Annotated in this window: 20 protein-coding genes and 2 pseudogenes; 10 read left to right on the forward strand and 12 right to left on the reverse strand. The window is 66.0% G+C overall.

All coding sequences use genetic code 11. From position 1 onward, the window contains the following. A pseudogene (locus tag IT540_RS18705) lies at positions 1-169 on the forward strand (plasmid stabilization protein); the annotation flags it as partial. A 65-nt stretch (positions 170-234) separates the two neighbouring features. Here the strand turns inward: IT540_RS18705 and IT540_RS18710 are convergent. Further along, positions 235-519: a PepSY domain-containing protein gene (locus tag IT540_RS18710; protein ID WP_291181264.1), complete on the reverse strand. Its 285-nt coding sequence runs from the start codon at positions 517-519 to the stop codon at positions 235-237. Positions 520-655: 136 nt separating this feature from the next. Here IT540_RS18710 and IT540_RS18715 point away from each other — a divergent pair, with 136 nt between their 5' ends. The 4 genes from IT540_RS18715 (at position 656) to IT540_RS18730 (ending at position 3424) form a co-directional block, all read left to right on the forward strand. Beyond that, a complete protein-coding gene (locus IT540_RS18715; protein ID WP_291181266.1) occupies positions 656-988 on the forward strand; it encodes a PepSY domain-containing protein in 333 nt (110 codons plus the stop codon). Then, the gene (locus IT540_RS18720) at positions 988-1653 is read left to right on the forward strand and encodes a response regulator transcription factor (protein ID WP_291181268.1); all 666 of its coding nucleotides are present in this window, start codon (positions 988-990) and stop codon (positions 1651-1653) included. Before IT540_RS18715 ends, IT540_RS18720 begins: the two co-directional genes overlap by 1 nt. Continuing rightward, positions 1650-3005, forward strand: coding sequence for a HAMP domain-containing sensor histidine kinase (locus IT540_RS18725; RefSeq protein WP_291181270.1), 1356 nt, complete (start codon positions 1650-1652; stop codon positions 3003-3005). Before IT540_RS18720 ends, IT540_RS18725 begins: the two co-directional genes overlap by 4 nt. Positions 3006-3151: 146 nt before the next feature. Beyond that, positions 3152-3424: a PepSY domain-containing protein gene (locus tag IT540_RS18730; protein WP_291181272.1), complete on the forward strand. Its 273-nt coding sequence runs from the start codon at positions 3152-3154 to the stop codon at positions 3422-3424. A gap of 165 nt (positions 3425-3589) precedes the next feature. On the opposite strand, the gene IT540_RS18735 is transcribed toward IT540_RS18730, so the two are convergent. The 8 genes from IT540_RS18735 to IT540_RS18770 form a co-directional block, all read right to left on the reverse strand. Then, a complete protein-coding gene (locus IT540_RS18735) occupies positions 3590-3964 on the reverse strand; it encodes a hypothetical protein (protein ID WP_291181273.1) in 375 nt (124 codons plus the stop codon). A gap of 101 nt (positions 3965-4065) precedes the next feature. After that, positions 4066-4824, reverse strand: coding sequence for an SDR family oxidoreductase (locus tag IT540_RS18740; protein ID WP_291181275.1), 759 nt, complete (start codon positions 4822-4824; stop codon positions 4066-4068). Positions 4825-4846: 22 nt separating this feature from the next. Continuing rightward, positions 4847-5776 (reverse strand): 3-hydroxybutyryl-CoA dehydrogenase, encoded by a 930-nt coding sequence (locus tag IT540_RS18745; protein ID WP_291181277.1) that lies wholly within the window; start codon positions 5774-5776, stop codon positions 4847-4849. Positions 5777-5809: 33 nt separating this feature from the next. After that, a complete protein-coding gene (locus tag IT540_RS18750; RefSeq protein WP_291181279.1) occupies positions 5810-6754 on the reverse strand; it encodes an FAD-binding protein in 945 nt (314 codons plus the stop codon). Next, positions 6754-7509, reverse strand: a complete 756-nt coding sequence (locus IT540_RS18755; protein WP_291181281.1) for an electron transfer flavoprotein subunit beta/FixA family protein — start codon at positions 7507-7509, stop codon at positions 6754-6756. Before IT540_RS18755 ends, IT540_RS18750 begins: the two co-directional genes overlap by 1 nt. Before the next feature lie 252 nt (positions 7510-7761). Continuing rightward, the gene (locus IT540_RS18760) at positions 7762-8463 is read right to left on the reverse strand and encodes a rhomboid family intramembrane serine protease (RefSeq protein ID WP_291181282.1); all 702 of its coding nucleotides are present in this window, start codon (positions 8461-8463) and stop codon (positions 7762-7764) included. 32 nt (positions 8464-8495) lie between these two features. Continuing rightward, the gene (locus IT540_RS18765) at positions 8496-9074 is read right to left on the reverse strand and encodes a cob(I)yrinic acid a,c-diamide adenosyltransferase (RefSeq protein WP_291181283.1); all 579 of its coding nucleotides are present in this window, start codon (positions 9072-9074) and stop codon (positions 8496-8498) included. A gap of 167 nt (positions 9075-9241) precedes the next feature. Continuing rightward, positions 9242-9421, reverse strand: coding sequence for a twin transmembrane helix small protein (locus tag IT540_RS18770; protein WP_291181284.1), 180 nt, complete (start codon positions 9419-9421; stop codon positions 9242-9244). 371 nt (positions 9422-9792) lie between these two features. On the opposite strand from IT540_RS18770, the gene IT540_RS18775 reads away from it, so the two are divergent. The 5 genes from IT540_RS18775 to IT540_RS18795 all read left to right on the forward strand — a co-directional run bounded on the left by IT540_RS18775 (position 9793) and on the right by IT540_RS18795 (position 14804). Beyond that, on the forward strand, positions 9793-11367 hold the full coding sequence (locus tag IT540_RS18775) for a peptidoglycan DD-metalloendopeptidase family protein (protein WP_291181285.1): 1575 nt from the start codon (positions 9793-9795) through the stop codon (positions 11365-11367). Continuing rightward, complete coding sequence (locus tag IT540_RS18780; RefSeq protein WP_291181294.1) at positions 11367-12797, forward strand: S41 family peptidase; 1431 nt, start codon at positions 11367-11369, stop codon at positions 12795-12797. Before IT540_RS18775 ends, IT540_RS18780 begins: the two co-directional genes overlap by 1 nt. 91 nt (positions 12798-12888) lie before the next feature. After that, a complete protein-coding gene (locus IT540_RS18785; protein WP_291181286.1) occupies positions 12889-13413 on the forward strand; it encodes an RNA pyrophosphohydrolase in 525 nt (174 codons plus the stop codon). A gap of 159 nt (positions 13414-13572) precedes the next feature. Further along, a complete protein-coding gene (locus tag IT540_RS18790) occupies positions 13573-14094 on the forward strand; it encodes an RNA pyrophosphohydrolase (protein WP_291181287.1) in 522 nt (173 codons plus the stop codon). A gap of 167 nt (positions 14095-14261) precedes the next feature. Next, positions 14262-14804, forward strand: a complete 543-nt coding sequence (locus IT540_RS18795; RefSeq protein ID WP_291181289.1) for an ester cyclase — start codon at positions 14262-14264, stop codon at positions 14802-14804. A gap of 277 nt (positions 14805-15081) precedes the next feature. Here IT540_RS18795 and atpC read toward each other — a convergent pair whose 3' ends face one another. From atpC to IT540_RS18810, 3 genes and pseudogenes are all read right to left on the reverse strand, one after another. After that, a complete protein-coding gene (gene atpC, locus IT540_RS18800) occupies positions 15082-15471 on the reverse strand; it encodes an ATP synthase F1 subunit epsilon (protein WP_291181291.1) in 390 nt (129 codons plus the stop codon). Positions 15472-15549: 78 nt separating this feature from the next. After that, positions 15550-15795, reverse strand: a complete 246-nt coding sequence (locus IT540_RS18805) for a hypothetical protein (protein WP_291181293.1) — start codon at positions 15793-15795, stop codon at positions 15550-15552. A gap of 68 nt (positions 15796-15863) precedes the next feature. Then, positions 15864-16467, reverse strand: a pseudogene (locus IT540_RS18810) (F0F1 ATP synthase subunit beta); the annotation flags it as partial.

A 16467-nucleotide genomic window follows, 5' to 3' on the forward strand; every position in this document is an offset into this window, starting at 1 on the left:
CGCCGGCGGCAAGATGCCCGGCGGATCCGGCCGCGGCAAGAAGACGGGACGGCCGGCCGCGCACAAAGGTGGCAAGATGGGCGGCCGCGCCTCCGCTGCCCGCCCTGCCGCCGCGCGATCGGCCTCGGCACGCAAGGCCGCTGCCACGCGCAAACGCCGCGCATCGTAGAAAGGCCGAGGGCCTTCCCGAAAGCCTCCGGCGGCCGGGTGCCCGCCGGAGCCTTGGCTTGCGTACTAGTCGCGATCGGGATGCGTACTCAGAACCTCCCCGGTCGCAGGATGCGCATGGCCGTCGACGCGCACGCCCGAGGAATTGGTGCCCTCGAACTCGTAGTAGCCGTCGTCCGCCTCAATCTCGTGCACCTTGTAGCCCTGGGCCTCGATCTTCTGGATAGCCTGAGACGCCGATAGCCATTCTCCACGCGGAACGTTGAGCGGACCGACGTAGTCGTCGTCATCGGCGAGCGCCGGCACGGCAAGCGCGAACGACAATAGGGACACGGCGAAAAGCTTCTTCATGGGATCATCTCCGTTTATGCTGCGTAAGGGCGAGAGACGTCGCCCGGACGCGGCATCCTTTGCACCCTTGACGCTGATCGCGCCCTGACGGCCGCTGTCAGCTCGTTATCAGCGAACAAAATGCATCTATCCCCCCATGATGAGCCGATCTGCGACACGCCGCGTCCTGCTTCTGGCAGTAGCCTCGGGCCTGCTGGCCGCCGCGCCCGCGGCAGCCGATGACGACGACGCGCGCGACCAGGAGATCGCCCGCAAGGCACTCATCGAAGGCCGCATCCGCTCGCTCTCCGAGATCACCGCCATCGTCAAGCCGCGCCTCCCCGGCACCATCCTCGGCGTCGAGCTCGAGGTCGAAGACGACGGACGCATCGTCTACGAGTTCGACGTCATCGACTCCTCCGGCCGCCTGATGGAGGTCGAGGTCGACGCCGCCACCGGCGACATCCTGAAGATCGAGGACGACGACTGATGCGCATTCTCGTGGTCGAGGACGAGCCGGCCATCGCGTCCTCCGTCGCCTCCGCCCTTTCGGCCTCCGGCTATCAGACCCGCATTGCAACCGACGGCGAGGAAGCCTGGTTCCTCGGTGACACGGAGGACTTCGACCTCGTCGTGCTCGACCTCGGCCTGCCCAAGATGGACGGCCTCGCCGTCCTGAAGCGCTGGCGCGGGGCGGGGCGACAGATGCCCGTGCTGATCCTGACCGCGCGCGGCGCCTGGCCCGAGCGCGTCGAGGGCATCGACGCCGGCGCCGACGACTATCTGGCCAAGCCGTTCCAAATCGAGGAGCTGATGGCGCGCGTGCGCGCGCTGATCCGCCGCGCCGCCGGACACGCCTCGCCCGTCCTCACCGCCGGTGCGCTCTCCATCGATACACGCCAGATGCGCGTGTCGATCGACGGCACCAGCGTCGCCGTGTCGCCGCTCGAATACCGGCTCGTCGCCTATCTCCTGCATCACAAGGGGCGCGTCGTCTCGCCCGGCGAGCTGATCGAGCACCTCTACGGCGACGACGACGCCCGCGACGCCAACGCGCTCGAGGCCGTCGTCACGCGCCTGCGCAAGAAGCTTGGCGCCGACGTGGTCGAGACACGCCGCGGCTTCGGCTACGTCATCGCGGCAGGCCCCGAATGACGTTCCGCTCGCTGCGTCTGAGGCTGTTGCTCGCGGGCGCCGTCTCGACAGCCATCGCCCTTGGCCTGGCGGGCTACGGCCTGACGGTGCTCTTCGAGCGCCATGTCGAGCGGCGCATCGACGCCGAGCTGGCCGTGCATCTGAACCAGCTCACGGCCCACCTCGAGCCCTCCGCATCGAACCGCCTCACGCTCTCGACACCGCCCGCCGATCCCCGCTTCGACGTGCCGCTGTCCGGTCTTTATTGGCAGATCGTCCACGAGCAGAGCGGCACGGTGCTGCGCTCGCGCTCGCTCTGGGACTCGGAGCTGGCGCTTCCGGCCGAAGCCCGGACCGACGACGCTATCCACCATCATCGCATCCCTGGCCCCGACAAAGCGGAGCTGTACCTGCTGCAGCGGCGCGTCGAGCTCCCGGCGCGCATGGGTGGCGGCACCGCGCGCATCGCCGTTGCCTTGGGCACGGCCGAGATCGCCACTGCCGTGCGCGAATTCGCCGCCGACCTGACGCCGCTCCTCACCATTCTCTGCGCACTGCTGCTCGCCGCCGCGTGGGCGCAGGTCACCATCGGCTTACGGCCGCTCTCGGCGATCCGCACCAAGCTTGCAGCCGTGCGCTCCGGCACGAGCCGCCGCCTCGGCGCCGCGTTCCCGGACGAGGTACGCCCGCTCGCGCAGGAGATCGACGCCTTGATCGATGCCCGCGACGCGGAGCTGGCGCGCGCCAAGACGCGCGCCGGCGATCTCGCCCACGGGCTGCGCACCCCGCTGCAGGTGCTTCAGACCGAGATCGAGCGCCTGGCCAAGGACGGACAGGCCACCGTCGCCCTCAATCTCTCGACCGTCACGCGCACCATGCAGCGCACGGTCGAGCGCGAGCTGGCGCGCGTACGCCTCGCCTCGCCCCATCGCAAGTCGGAGACCAACATCGCCTCCGCCGTCGAGCAGGTGGTGCGCGTCGTGCAGCGGACACCGGACGGTGCGTGCCTCGACTGGATCGTGGACGTGCCGGCCGACCTCGTGGCGCCCATAGACCACGACGACCTGTCCGAGGCCGTCGGCAACCTGATCGAGAACGCCTCCCGCCACGCGCGTCACGCCGTGACGGTGACCGCCAGCAAGGATGCCGCATCTCCGGCCCTCACCATTGCCGACGACGGACCGGGCATCCCCGAGCACCAGTTGCAGGAGGCCCTGCGCCGCGGCGGGCGCCTGGACGAGCGCGGCTCGGGCGCCGGGCTCGGCCTCGCCATCGTCACCGAGATCATCGAATCCTGGGGCGGCACGCTGACGCTCGAGAACGCGGGGCCCGGCCTCTCCGCGACGTTGCGCTTCTCGCCGCCCGCGCCGTGATGCGCACCTGACGGAACGCCGACGGCGGCAGTCAGCCGGCCGTCAGCCGCCCCGCCTTAACTGTTCCCCTGCAACGACGCGGAGCGTCCAGAAACATTCCGCGCACGCACACGTTACGCATACGTCCAAACAGAGAGAGACTGAAAATGCAGAAGATGATGATCACCCTTGGCATGGCAGCCTTCGCCGCCGGCGCGCTTGCCACGGCCGCCACCGCCGACGACCGCCCGGCCACAGCCGCTGAGCGAGCCGAGATCGGCGGCATCCTGCAAGCTGCCGGGTTCAGCTCCTGGAGGAAGATCGAGTTCGACACCGACGACAGGAAGTTCGAGGTCGACGATGCGCGCCACTCCAATGGCAAGGTCTATGACGTCGACATCCGCGGCGGCAAGATCATCAAGAAAGATCTCGAGGACTGACGAGAGGACCGGGCAGCAAGCTGCCGTTCGCAAGAAGGGCGGGCCTCCTTTCGGAGGCCCGCCCTTGCTATGGAATCGCTTCTTCCCGCTCACTCGGCCGCGCAAGCGGCCGATGAGAGAGGGCGCCGCACTGTGGTTCAATTGAATCGAAACGACGCCAACGTCTCACACGCACTGCTTGCGGATCATGAGCGCTCTCAAAGCATCGCTTTCAGCGCGAGCTCTCTGCAGCTCCCTGGTCGCCTTGAGACCGTCCCCGGATCCCCCGAACATGCGCCCCAGCGCCGATCCGACGGTACTGGGGCGGCTCTCGCTCTCGAGCACGACCTGTTGCGGGAGCACCTGGATCTGGCGGTCCAGATACGCGAGCCGGCCCTCGAGCTGCCGGCAGGCGAGTTTCTCCTCCTCGTCGCTGACGACGTAGGTGCCGTCGCTCTGGTAGCCGGTCCGCGGAACGCCCACCATGTCTTGGACGGACGCACATCCGCCGAGCACGGCTAGCGCGCTGAACCACCACCACTTGGCGGCACCCGAAAGCATGACGGCTCAGCCCCCGTAGGCACGAGCGGAAGCGAGAGCAAGGCTCTCGCCGCAGTGCACCAAGATTTAAGGAAGCCTTCTTGGGAGCGCAAGATGCGCCGTCATCCGCGCCCGACAAAAGGCATCTTGGTCGCCATCAAAGTCATGAACTGGACATTTGCCTCGAGCGGCAGGGTAGCCATGTAGACCACGGCGTCCGCCACATGTGCCACGTCCATGCGCGGCTCGGGCTTGATGCTGCCGTCGGCCTGGCGCACGCCCGCCGCCATCGGCTCGGTCATGTCGGTTGCCGCATTCCCGATGTCGATCTGCGAGCAGGCGATGTCGTAGGCGCGCCCGTCCAGCGACAGCGACTTCGTGAGCCCCGTGATCGCGTGCTTGGTTGCCGTATAGGGCGCCGAGAGCGGGCGCGGCGCCGCCGCCGAGATGGAGCCGTTGTTGATGATGCGGCCACCCATCGGCCGCTGCGCCTTCATGATCCGGAACGCCGCCTGCGCGCACAGGAAAGCACCAGTCAGGTTGACGTCGACGATGGCCTGCCACTGCTCGGGCGTAAGCTCATCAATGGGCACGGCCGGCGCCGAGGCCCCCGCGTTGTTGAACAGCACGTCGACGCGTCCAAGCTCTGCTTGCGCCGTCTCGAAGAGCTGTGCGACCTGGGCCGCATTCGTCACATCCGCCTGAAACGGGACAACGCGTCCCGGACAGCTCGAGCATGCATTGGCTGTCTCATCCAGTGTCGCTTGCCGCCGCCCCGCCAGCACGACATCGAACCCGGCGTCGAACAGCGCGACCGCGACCGCGCGCCCGATGCCGCTTCCGGCCCCGGTCACCACGGCCACTTTGGATGCTTGCGCCATGATCGATCAGACTGGGCGACGCTCAGCGCGTCGGAACCGGCTTCTCGCCCCGGTAGTCGTAGAAGCCGCGGTTGGTCTTGCGGCCGAGCCACCCCGCCTCGACGTACTTCACGAGCAGCGGGCAGGGCCGGTACTTCGAATCCGAAAGCCCTTCGTAGAGCACCTGCATGACCGCCAGGCACGTATCGAGGCCGATGAAGTCGGCAAGCTCAAGCGGCCCCATTGGATGGTGCGCGCCGAGCCGCATGGCCTTGTCGATGCCCTCCACCGTGCCGACGCCCTCATAGAGCGTGTAGACGGCCTCGTTGATCATCGGCAGCAGGATGCGGTTGACGATGAAGGCCGGGAAGTCCTCGGACACGGCCGTGGTCTTTCCGAGGCTCTCGACGAATGTCTTGGCGACGCCGAACACCTCGTCCTCGGTGGCGATCCCGCGGATCAGCTCCACGAGCTCCATCAGCGGCACCGGGTTCATGAAGTGCATGCCGATGAAATGCTCGGGCCGGTCCGTCGTCGAGGCGAGCCGGGTGATCGACAGCGACGAGGTGTTGGTCGCGATCAGCGCCGACGACTTGAGCTTGGGACACAGTTCCTGGAAGATCTTGCGCTTGATGGCCTCGTCCTCGGTCGCGGCCTCGATCACCATGTCGCAGCCCGCAACCGCGTCGAGGTTGGGCGCGAACTCGATGCGAGAGAGCGCCGACTTCATGTCGACCTCCTCGACGAGGCCCTTGGCGACCTGCCGCCCCATGTTCTTCTCGATCGTCGCCAGCGCCTTGTCGACCGCCTCCTTGCGCACGTCGTTCAGGAGCACGTCGTACTTGCCGAGCGCGATCACGTGGGCGATGCCGCTGCCCATCTGCCCGGCACCGATGACACCGATCTGCTTGATGTCCGGCACCGGCCTTGCTTCCGGTTTGGCCTTGCTGTCGGCTTTCACTGCAACATCCATGGTGAATGTCCTTTTTGCCCCGGCTTCATGGCCTCAAAGTCCGGCCTTGCCGAGTTCCGCGTCGAGTTCCGGCAACGCTTGAAAGAGATCGGCGACAAGGCCGTAGTCGGCGACCTGGAAGATCGGCGCTTCGGCGTCCTTGTTGATGGCGACGATGACCTTCGAATCCTTCATGCCCGCGAGATGCTGGATCGCTCCCGAGATGCCGACGGCCACGTAGAGCTCGGGCGCCACCACCTTTCCGGTCTGCCCCACCTGCAGATCGTTGGGCACGAACCCGGCATCGACCGCCGCGCGCGAGGCGCCCATCGCCGCGCCGAGGCGCTCAGCGATCGGCTCGATGTACTTCTTGAAGTTCTCGCCGTTGCCCATGCCGCGTCCGCCCGAGATCACGATCTTGGCAGCGGTCAGCTCCGGCCGGTCCGATTTCGTGAGCTCGGCGCCGACGAACGACGAGAGCCCGACGGCCGGCGCCGCGGTGACACTCTCGATCGGCGCGGACCCGCCTTCAGGCTGCGCGGCAAATGCCGCCGTGCGCACCGTGATCACCTTCTTGGCCTCGGGCGACTGCACGGTCTGGACCGCGTTGCCGGCATAGATTGGCCGCTCGAACGTATCGGGCGACACGACCTTGGTGATGTCCGAGACCTGCATCACGTCGAGCAGCGCGGCAACACGCGGCAGCACGTTCTTCCCCGCCGCCGTGGCGGGGGCAACGATCGTATCGTAGCCGCCGGCGAGCGAGACCACGGTTGCGGCCACCTCCTCGGCAAGGCCGTTGGCGAGATGCGGCGCATCCGCGACCAGTACCTTGGTGACGCCCGTGAGCTTGGCGGCAGCCTCGGCGGCCGGCGCGCAATCATGGCCGGCGATGAGCACATGCACATCCGAGGCGATGTCCTTGGCTGCGGTGAGTGCCTTCGCCGTCGCGCCCGAGAGGGCGGAATTGGAATGCTCGGCAAGAAGAAGAACAGCCATCAGATCACCCCCGCCTCGGTCTTGAGGCGGCGCACGAGCTCCGCCACGTCCGCCACCTTCACGCCGCCCTTGCGCTGCGGCGGCTCTGCGGTCTTGAGCACCTTGAGGCGCGGCGCGGCGTCGACGCCGAGGTCCGCGGGCTTCTTGACGTCGAGCGGCTTCTTCTTGGCCTTCATGATGTTCGGCAGCGACGGATAGCGCGGCTCGTTGAGCCTGAGGTCCGTGGTGACGATCGCGGGCAGGTTGAGCTTCACCGTCTCGAGCCCGCCATCGACTTCGCGCGTAACCGCAACGGCGTCGGCCGCCGGCTCCACCTTGGACGCGAACGTGCCCTGCGGCCAGCCGAGCAGGGCGGCGAGCATCTGGCCCGTCTGGTTGCAATCGTCGTCGATGGCCTGCTTGCCGAGCACGACCAGATTCGGCTTCTCGGCTTCGACCACCGCCTTGAGCAGCTTGGCAACCGCGAGCGGCTCGATCGGCGTGTCGTCCGCCGTCTCGATGAGCAACCCGCGATCGGCTCCGATGGCGAGCGCGGTGCGGATCGTCTCCTGGGATTTTGCGGTCCCGATCGACACCACGACGACCTCGGTCGCCGTCCCCTTTTCCTTGAGCCGCACGGCCTCTTCGACGGCGATCTCATCGAAGGGGTTCATGGACATTTTTACGTTGGCCAGCTCGATCCCTGACCCATCCGATTTGACGCGGATCTTGACCGCAAAATCGACGACGCGCTTTACCGCGACGAGTACCTTCATGATGCGCGACGCTCCCCGGCGCACTGCCTTGTTCTTGTCATTGCTGTCCTGGTTTTATGTCGTCCTGAAATACGCCCGGGAGACTGGGGGTTGCGGCTGAGCTGCGCCGCCCGTCTCCACCGGCCATCACTCGAGCCAACGCCACGGAACGTGACTTTTCGAGCTCTTCGCAAGTGCGAGAAAGGAAACTACGAGCCGTGCTCGCGCAAGTCAATGCGACCGACAGAGGCTTTTCCGCTGTCCCGGAGGTCGTCAGGCCCCATAGCCGAGCCCGCGATCGAAGAGGGGCACGCCCGGCCGGCGCAGGAACACGACCAACACGGCCCCCGCGATCAGCCCACCGATATGCGCCCACCAGGCGACGGGCCCCATCTGCGGCAGGAACACCATGACGACCTGGATGAGGATCCAGAGCCCCAGCGCAAAGGCTGCTGAAATCCTGAGCGGAATGGCCTTGAGCGCCAGCACCCACACGCGCACCCGCGGGTGCAGCACGAGATAGGCGGCGATCACGCCCGCGACCGCGCCGCTGGCCCCGATCAGGGGAACATTCGAGGACGGATCGATCCAGGCATGCATGAGACCGCCGAATACGCCGCACGCCAAGTAGAAGAAGAGGAACTTGAAGTGCCCCATGGCGTCTTCGACGTTGTCGCCGAACACCCACAGAAAAAGCATGTTGCCCGCGAGATGCAGGATGTCTCCGTGGAAGAACATGTAGGTGAGCAGCGTCAGGCGCTCCGGAACCGCGGGTCCCACACTCTCGACGGGGATCGGCAGCAGGCTGGTGTCGAACAGCTCGCTCGGAATGAGGGCGAAGCCCGCGATGGCCACCTCGTCGAGCCGGGCGGCCTCGAAGAAATAGACGATCACATTGGCCGCGATCAGCAGGATCGTGACCCACTGGAAACGGATCGATTTCAGGCTGTTCTCGTCGTGGAGGGGCACAAACATCGTTCAATCCTCGATCCGGCTCTTACGTCGCGTCAACGGTTCTGTCCCGGGACCCAGAGCACGTCGCTCCGCCCGCGATCGTTCACGTAACGTCCTGCAACAAATAAAAAATCTGACAGGCGGTTGATATACTTCAGCGCCGCCGCGCTGACCGGCTCGCCCTCCTGGGCGGCGAGCGCCACCATCTCCCGCTCCGCGCGCCGGGACACGGTGCGCGCCACGTGCAGCGCTGCCGAGGCTGGCGATCCTCCAGGAAGTACAAAGGACTTCAATGGCTTGAGCTCGGAGTTCATCTCGTCAATCTCGGCTTCCAGCCGCGCCACCTGGTCGTCCGAAACGCGCAGCGGCTCGAACTCGGGTTTCTTGCCGCGGTCGGGCACACAGAGGTCGGCGCCGAGATCGAAAAGGTCGTTCTGCACGCGGCCAAGCTTGGCATCGAGCCCCGGATGCCCCGCCAGATGCGTCCGCACCACGCCGATGGCGGCGTTGGTCTCGTCGACCGTGCCGTAGGCGGCGATGCGCAGCGCGTCCTTGCGCACGCGCTCGCCGGTGCCGAGCCCGGTTGTCCCCGCGTCCCCGGTCTTGGTGTAGATCTTATTGAGCTTGACCATCGCGTCCCCTGTCCGGCGCACACACTAAAGCGCTTGCCGACCTGTGAAAACCCGTTTTGCGGGGACTACACCATGATCGCTCAATACCCAATATGTCGGAAGCGCAAATCTTAGGTCTGATCAAAGACCTGGGGCGTGATTGCAGGTCGATCGCAACCAATCACGCTCTAGAGATGCTGAACGTAGGCGTAGACGACGAGCAGCACGACGGCCGCGAACTGGAGCCCGACGCGCCAGCGCATCAGCTTCTGGCTGAGATTCGGGCTCTTGCCGCGCAGCATCACCCAGAGCCCCGCGAGCAGCACGAGGACGACCGCGAACATCGTTCCGGTCGACAGGTAGTGCATCAGAGTTTCCATCGGCAACGGGCCTCGACGGTAGAATTGACGGCCCTGATATACGATGCGGCAACCCGGATTGCCATGAATCTCACGGAAACATATCCGCCCTGCGGGCGCGGCATCCCGCCCCGCCACGATTGGTAAACCTTCGTGCCCTAATTCTAACCACTTATCGGAGCGTGGTACCCGGCGGGCTTGCGTCGGGGGATACGCCGGCCTTGCGTCAGGCTGCAGCGAGGCCAAAATCGTTTCGGGTCCTGTCCGAGATGCGAAAACCCGCCTCGTCGAAAGCCGCGCCGGATTGTTTGATCCGGCGCGATCGTGCTCTAAGACCAGGATCGCTCCGGACCCTGCCAGCCCGGAGCGAGAGTGGGGGCTTGGGGCATTGGGTGGGGCAGTCGGACCAGATGGGCAAGGGTGTGATCCGGACCAACGCAGCGACATTCCTGGAGAGACGCGCCCGCCTCGTGGCGGCGGCGATGCTCGCCGCGGTCGCGTGCGGGCCTCTGGCCGCTATCCGTGCCGAAACTCCGAAATCGACCAAGGAGGCCGAGCGAGAGCTCGAAAGCCAGAAGAGCGAGCTCGCAGCCAAGGAAACGCGCGGCCGCGAGCTTCAGAAGGACATGGCCAGCATCGCCGACGAGCGCCGCGAGATCAACGTGCGCCTGCTCGAGACGGCCGCGCTGGTCCAGAAGAGCGAAGAGCAGATGACGGCCATTGAGACGCGCCTCTCGGGTTTCGAGAGGGAAGAGCAGCAGGTCCGCGCCTCGCTCGCCAAGGAGCATGGCAAGATCTCCGGCATCCTGGCAGCGCTCCAGCGCATGGGACGCAATCCGCCGCCGGTCATCATCACGCGGCGCGAGGATGCGCTCGAGATGGTGCGCAGCGCCATGCTGCTCGGCGTCGCCTTCCCGGGGCTCCGCGCCGAGGCGCAGGTGCTGACAGAAAAGCTCAATAAGCTCGTGGCGGTCATGACCAGCATCCGCCGCGAGGGCGACAACCTGCGTGCCGAGCGGGAGCGCCTCGCCACCACCCAGACACGGCTCGCGAGCCTGCTCGAGACCAAGAAGCAGTCGCTCTCGGAGCGCCAGGCCGAGCTGCAGCAGGTGCGTCAGGCAACGTCCGAGATCGCAAAGAACGTGACCGACCTGAGTGAGCTGATCTCCAAGCTGAGCCGGCAGGTCGCCGCGCCGCCCGTCATGGATGACGCGCAGCGGAGGAAGGACAAGGACGAGGTCGTTGCCGTGCTTCCGCCCACGGCGCCTGCCGCGCCGCCCGGCGCGGAGACCGCCCCCGGTGGTGCCGCGGGCGCCACCGTTCGCGAGACCGCCATCGACACCACGCGGGTGGAAGCGGCCCCAAATCGGGAAGAAGAGGTGGCCTTGCTGGCGCCGACGCCCAACCGCGAGATACCCCCGTCGATCGTCGAACTCGCGCCGACGGCGGCCCTGGGACCCGTCGGCAAGCCCGACCGCATCACACCGGCGGTTCCGTTCCAGCTCGCCAAGGGCAAGCTGCCGCTGCCGGCCCGCGGCCGGCGGGCCTTGGGTTTCGGCGATAAGACCCAATATGGAGGCACATCGAAGGGTCTTGTGCTCGAAACGCGCTTCGGCGCGCGCGTCACCTCTCCCTGCGACGGTTGGGTTGTCTACGCCGGCGAATTCCGCAGCTACGGGCAGCTCTTGATCATCAATGCCGGCGGCGGGTATCATGTTTTGATTGCCGGACTGTCACAAATGGACGTCGGGCCGGGGCAGTTCGTATTGGCTGCCGAGCCGATCGGGACGATGAGCGGTGCGCCACGCACGGCACAACTTGCATCCGGAAGAACGGGGCTTGGCGAGCCTCCGCAAACCAGCGCCCCCGTCCTATACATTGAGTTTCGCAAGGACGGGGAGCCCATAAACTCGGACCCCTGGTGGGCCACCCCTCATGAGAAGGTACAGGAATGATGCGCAAGACCGACCTCGTGTTCTGGACGTTTCTGACGATGACGGGTCTCGCCGGCGCGACCACCGTATTCAACGTCACGCAGACCTACTCCGCCAGCTCTCCGAACTCCGAGCTCTACAGGCAGCTCGATCTGTTCGGTGATGTGTTCGAGCGCGTCCGGTCCGACTACGTCGAGAAGCCCGACGACACCATGCTGATCGAGAGCGCCATCAACGGCATGCTGGCGGCGCTCGACCCGCACTCCTCGTACATGAGCCCGAAGAACTACCGCGACATGCAGGTGCAGACGCGCGGCGAGTTCGGCGGCCTCGGCATCGAGGTCACCATGGAGAACGGTGTCGTCAAGGTCGTCGCGCCCATCGACGATACGCCCGCCTCCAAGGCCGGCATCCAGGCCAACGACCTCATTACTCATCTCGACAGCGAGCAGATCTCGGGCCTCACCCTCGAGCAGGCGGTCGAGAAGATGCGTGGCCCGGTCAACACACCGATCACACTGACGGTCGTGCGCAAGGGCAAGGACGAGCCGTTCGACGTCAAGATCGTCCGCGACTTTATCCGCATCAACGCCGTCAAGGCGCGCGCCGAAGGCGACATCGCCTACGTCAAGGTGACGACCTTCAACGAGCAGACCCACGCCAACCTGGTCAAGGCAATGGACAGCCTGAAGAAGGAGATCGGGCCCAAGCTTAAAGGCATCATCATCGACCTGCGCAACAATCCCGGCGGCCTGCTCGACCAGGCGATCGCTGTCTCCGACGACTTCCTGGAGCGTGGCGCCATCGTGCTGACCAAGGGACGCAACAACGAGGAGACGCAGCGCGCCCAGGCCCGTCCCGGTGATACCGCCGACGGCAAGCCCATCGTCGTGCTGATCAACGGCGGCTCCGCCTCCGCCTCGGAGATCGTCGCCGGTGCGCTCAAGGACCACAAGCGCGCAACCATCATCGGCACGCGCTCCTTCGGCAAGGGCTCCGTGCAGACCATTATCCCGCTCGGCGCCAACGGGGCCATCCGCCTGACCACAGCGCGTTACTACACGCCGTCCAACCGCTCGATCCAGGCCAAGGGCATCGACCCCGACATCATCATCGAGCAGGAGCTGCCCGATGAGCTGAAGGGCAAGGCCCCCGAGAAGCCGCGCGGCGAGGCAAGCCTGCGCGGTCACTTGAGGGGCGAGGACGAGAAGCCGGCCGCCGCCGAGCCCGCCACCAAGGAAGCCGAGCCAAGCGAAGCCAGCGGCGAATCCAAGGAGGAGCAGAAGGAAGAATCGGGCTCGTCCGCTTACGTGCCGAAGGAGCCCGAGAAGGACACCCAGCTCCAGTACGCGCTGAAGTTCCTGCGCGGCGAGGCGACCGGCGAGACCGTGGCCAAGCCGGCCGTTCCGCCCTCCGGCAACCCGTCCGCGGACAAGCCGGTGCCGAACTGAGCCCGGCGTCGGAGAGACCGAAACTTGCGATGGGCGCTGAACGGCGCCCATCGTCGTCTGAAAGCCGCGGGCAAGCGGAGGCGGCACCGACATGAGCACCTCGTCCACGGATCCCGCCGCGCTCGGCTATCGGCCGTGCGTCGGCATCATGGTCCTGAACCGCGTAGGGCGAGTCTGGGTCGGCCAGCGCGCCGATGCGCCAGGCGATGCCGAGGGCCGCGGTATTTGGTGGCAGATGCCCCAGGGCGGGATCGACGAGAACGAGGATCCGCGCCGCGCCGCCTTGCGCGAGCTACGCGAAGAAACAGCCATTCAAACCGTTGAAATTATTGGTGAAACATCGGAGTGGCTGACCTATGACCTGCCGCCTCATCTGATCGGCAAGGCGTGGGGCGGCCGCTTCCGCGGCCAGCGCCAGAAATGGTTCGCGGCCCGCTTCCTGGGCGAGGACGCCGAGGTCGACCTCGGCCTGCCGGGCACGCCGAACGCCGAGTTCGTCGCCTGGCGCTGGTGCGATCCCGAGGATCTCCCGGGCGCCATCGTCCCCTTCAAGCGGGACGTCTACGTCGAGGTCCTGCGCATCTTCCGGCCGCTCCTGACCAGTCCGGACCGTTGATCGCGGGCCACACCCGCCGGCACCGATATTCCTCACGATACAGACGGCACGACAAAAAGCCGTTATTTTTCCGCGTAAGACTATCCCGATTCGTTCGGGCAGGCAGGTGTAGGCTTACTGCCACGCTGCCGCCCACATGAGCAGATTGACTCGACCACCATGAAGCACATCGCCCTCGATCAAAGCCCGACCCCGTGCGACCTGCCCTACAGGTCCAGCGTCGGCATCATGCTCCTGAACAAGGAAGGCCGCGTCTGGACCGGCCGCCGGTTGCCCAAGTGGGTCGGCGACAAGTCGGCCTATGTCTGGCAGATGCCGCAAGGCGGCCTCCTCAAGGGCGAGGAGCCGCGCGAGGCCGCCTTGCGCGAGCTGCGCGAGGAGACCGGCGTGACGAGCGCCGACATCATCGGCGAGATCCCCCAGTGGCTGACCTATGACCTGCCCGAGCCGCTGTTGGGCGTGGCGCTCAAGGGCAAATACCGCGGCCAGCGTCAGCGCTGGTTCGCCATGCGTTTCTGGGGCGACGACAGCGAGATCGACATCCGCCCCCGCAGCGGCAAGCCCGAGTTCGACCGCTGGCGCTGGCGCCCGATGCACGAGTTGCCGGAGTTGATCGTCCCCTTCAAACGGCCGATTTACCAAACCGTCGTCGAGAGATTTGCCTATCTCGCTCAAAGCTGAAATGAAGAGGAACAGATCGGGCACCCGTCTGATTCTGATCAATCCTCATCCTCGCCTCGTGCTTTAGCCATACCGGAGCACGGTCTGTTTCTATTGAGAAAAAGATCGTGGTCTCCTGCCCATTCGAATCTTTCTCCGACCTTTGTGTTCATCTGCTGAGTTCACCCATGTCCACACGCACTCTGACGAGAACGCTGCCCCCGTTCAACGACGGCGCCGACTACCAGTCCGGCCAGCCGTTCGATGCGGAGGAGTACAGCCGCATCAAGGAGCTGTGGCTCGACCACATCGCCGCCGAGCACCGCGGCGACATCCCGGGGCTGCTCGCGACTCTGACCGACGACTGCGTCTACACGATCCTGAACAACGGCAAGGTCTGGCATGGCCATGAGGGCGCCGCCAATTTCTACGACGGCTTCCTCAAGGCGTTCCCGGAGAACTGTTTCTCGGTGGTCAACGTGTTCGTCGGCCCGCAGGGCGTCGTCGAGGAGGCGCATTTCAACGGCGTGCACCACGGCGATCTGTTGGGTCTCCCGTCAACCGGCCAGCCCATCGAGTTCGACGTCGTGCTGCTCTTTCCCTGGGATCCGGTGAAGAAGCGCTTCAAGGGCGAGCGCATCTACTTCGCCATCGAGCACAACCTGCTCGCCAACGTCGGCCAGCTCCTGCGCCGCATGAACCGCAAGCTCGACCTCGCCGAGCAGAAGTAACGCTCCCGCCGGCCACCGCTGCAACGGCCTCAAACAAACAATCGACGTACGGCTGAAGCTTGCATGGGTGCCGACCTTCGTCGGAGTGATGTTGAATTTGGGGGAAGCGGCGTCAGAATAAGACGTCATGCCGGCGAAGGTCGGCACCCATGCAAGCTTCAGCAAGCGCACCAATCGCAGCTCGGGCATTTCCCTCGAAGCTACACCGCGAAGCGCGGCCGAAACAAAAAAGCGCCCGGCTTGCGGGCGCTCTCAATGTCCGAGCTGCCGCCGGCTCTCACGCCTTAAGGCGCGACAGCGTTTCGATGGCCTGATGCGCAACGAGCCGCGCCTCGTCGTCCTTGGCCGCTGCGAGATCCGCCTCGGCCTTGGCAAGCTCCTCCGACAGCGTCGCACCCGTGAGCTCGGTGACGTCGTAGGCCTTCTCGGCAAGCACCGTCAGCCGGTCAGGCGCCACCTGGGCGAACGCCTGGCGCACAAACACGCGCGCCTTGGAGCCTTGCAGCACCACGTCGACCACGCCGGGCCTCAGCGTCGAGGTCAGCGGCGCATGTCCTGGAAGGATGGTCATGTCGCCCTCGGAGCCCGGCAACTGCACCTGCTCCGCCTCGCCCGCGAGAAGCACCTTCTCCGGGCTGACCAGCTCGAATGTGAACGTCTGAGCCATCAGCTTTTAGGTCCTCGATCCTGTGCCGGCCGCCACGCGCGCCCCATGCGCCGCGCCAGCCCGTCCTCTGGGCGGCGCTTACGCGTCCGCCTCGTCGTCCCCGTTCTTCTCCGCCACCTCTTCCGGCGTCTGCAGGCTCTTGCCGCAGAACGGGCAGAAGAACACGGGATGGTCAACCATCCCAGGCTCCTCGTCCTCGAGCTCGACGAGCCCGACGGACATGTAGAGGATCCCGTCGTCGCCGACCGTGATCAACGGCTCAAACTCCTGGCCGCTCATTGCGTCGGAGAGCTCCGTGCAACACGAGCCGAACGTTCCTTCCATCTGAGATCTCCCGGCCCGCCGCCGCGCGAGGGGGCCTCAATCGGGTTTCTAGTTCGCCTTACGCTTCGTCACGCTGCCTCGGCGAGCTTCTCCGCCTTGGCGATGGCCTCATCGATCGAGCCCACCATATAGAACGCCGGCTCCGGCAGGTGGTCGTAGTCGCCTTCGCAAAGGCCCTTGAAGCCTTTGATCGTGTCGGCGAGCGAGACAAGCTTGCCGGGCGAGCCGGTGAACACTTCGGCGACCGTGAACGGCTGGCTCATGAAGCGCTCGATCTTGCGCGCGCGTGCGACCGTCAGCTTGTCCTCTTCCGAGAGCTCGTCCATACCGAGAATGGCGATGATGTCCTGGAGCGCCTTGTAGCGCTGGAGGATCGACTGCACCTTGCGCGCAACCTGATAGTGCTCCTCGCCGACGATGCGCGGATCGAGCATGCGCGAGGTCGAGTCGAGCGGGTCCACGGCCGGATAGATGCCCTTCTCGGCAATGGCGCGCGAGAGCACCGTCGTCGCGTCCAAGTGCGCGAACGACGTGGCGGGCGCCGGGTCGGTCAGGTCGTCGGCCGGCACGTAGATGGCCTGCACCGAGGTGATCGAGCCCTTCTGCGTCGTGGTGATGCGCTCCTGCAGCGCGCCCATGTCGGTGGCGAGCGTCGGCTGATAACCGACCGCC

It is taken from the genome of Hyphomicrobium sp. (assembly GCF_020852195.1).
Lineage (GTDB): Bacteria > Pseudomonadota > Alphaproteobacteria > Rhizobiales > Hyphomicrobiaceae > Hyphomicrobium_C.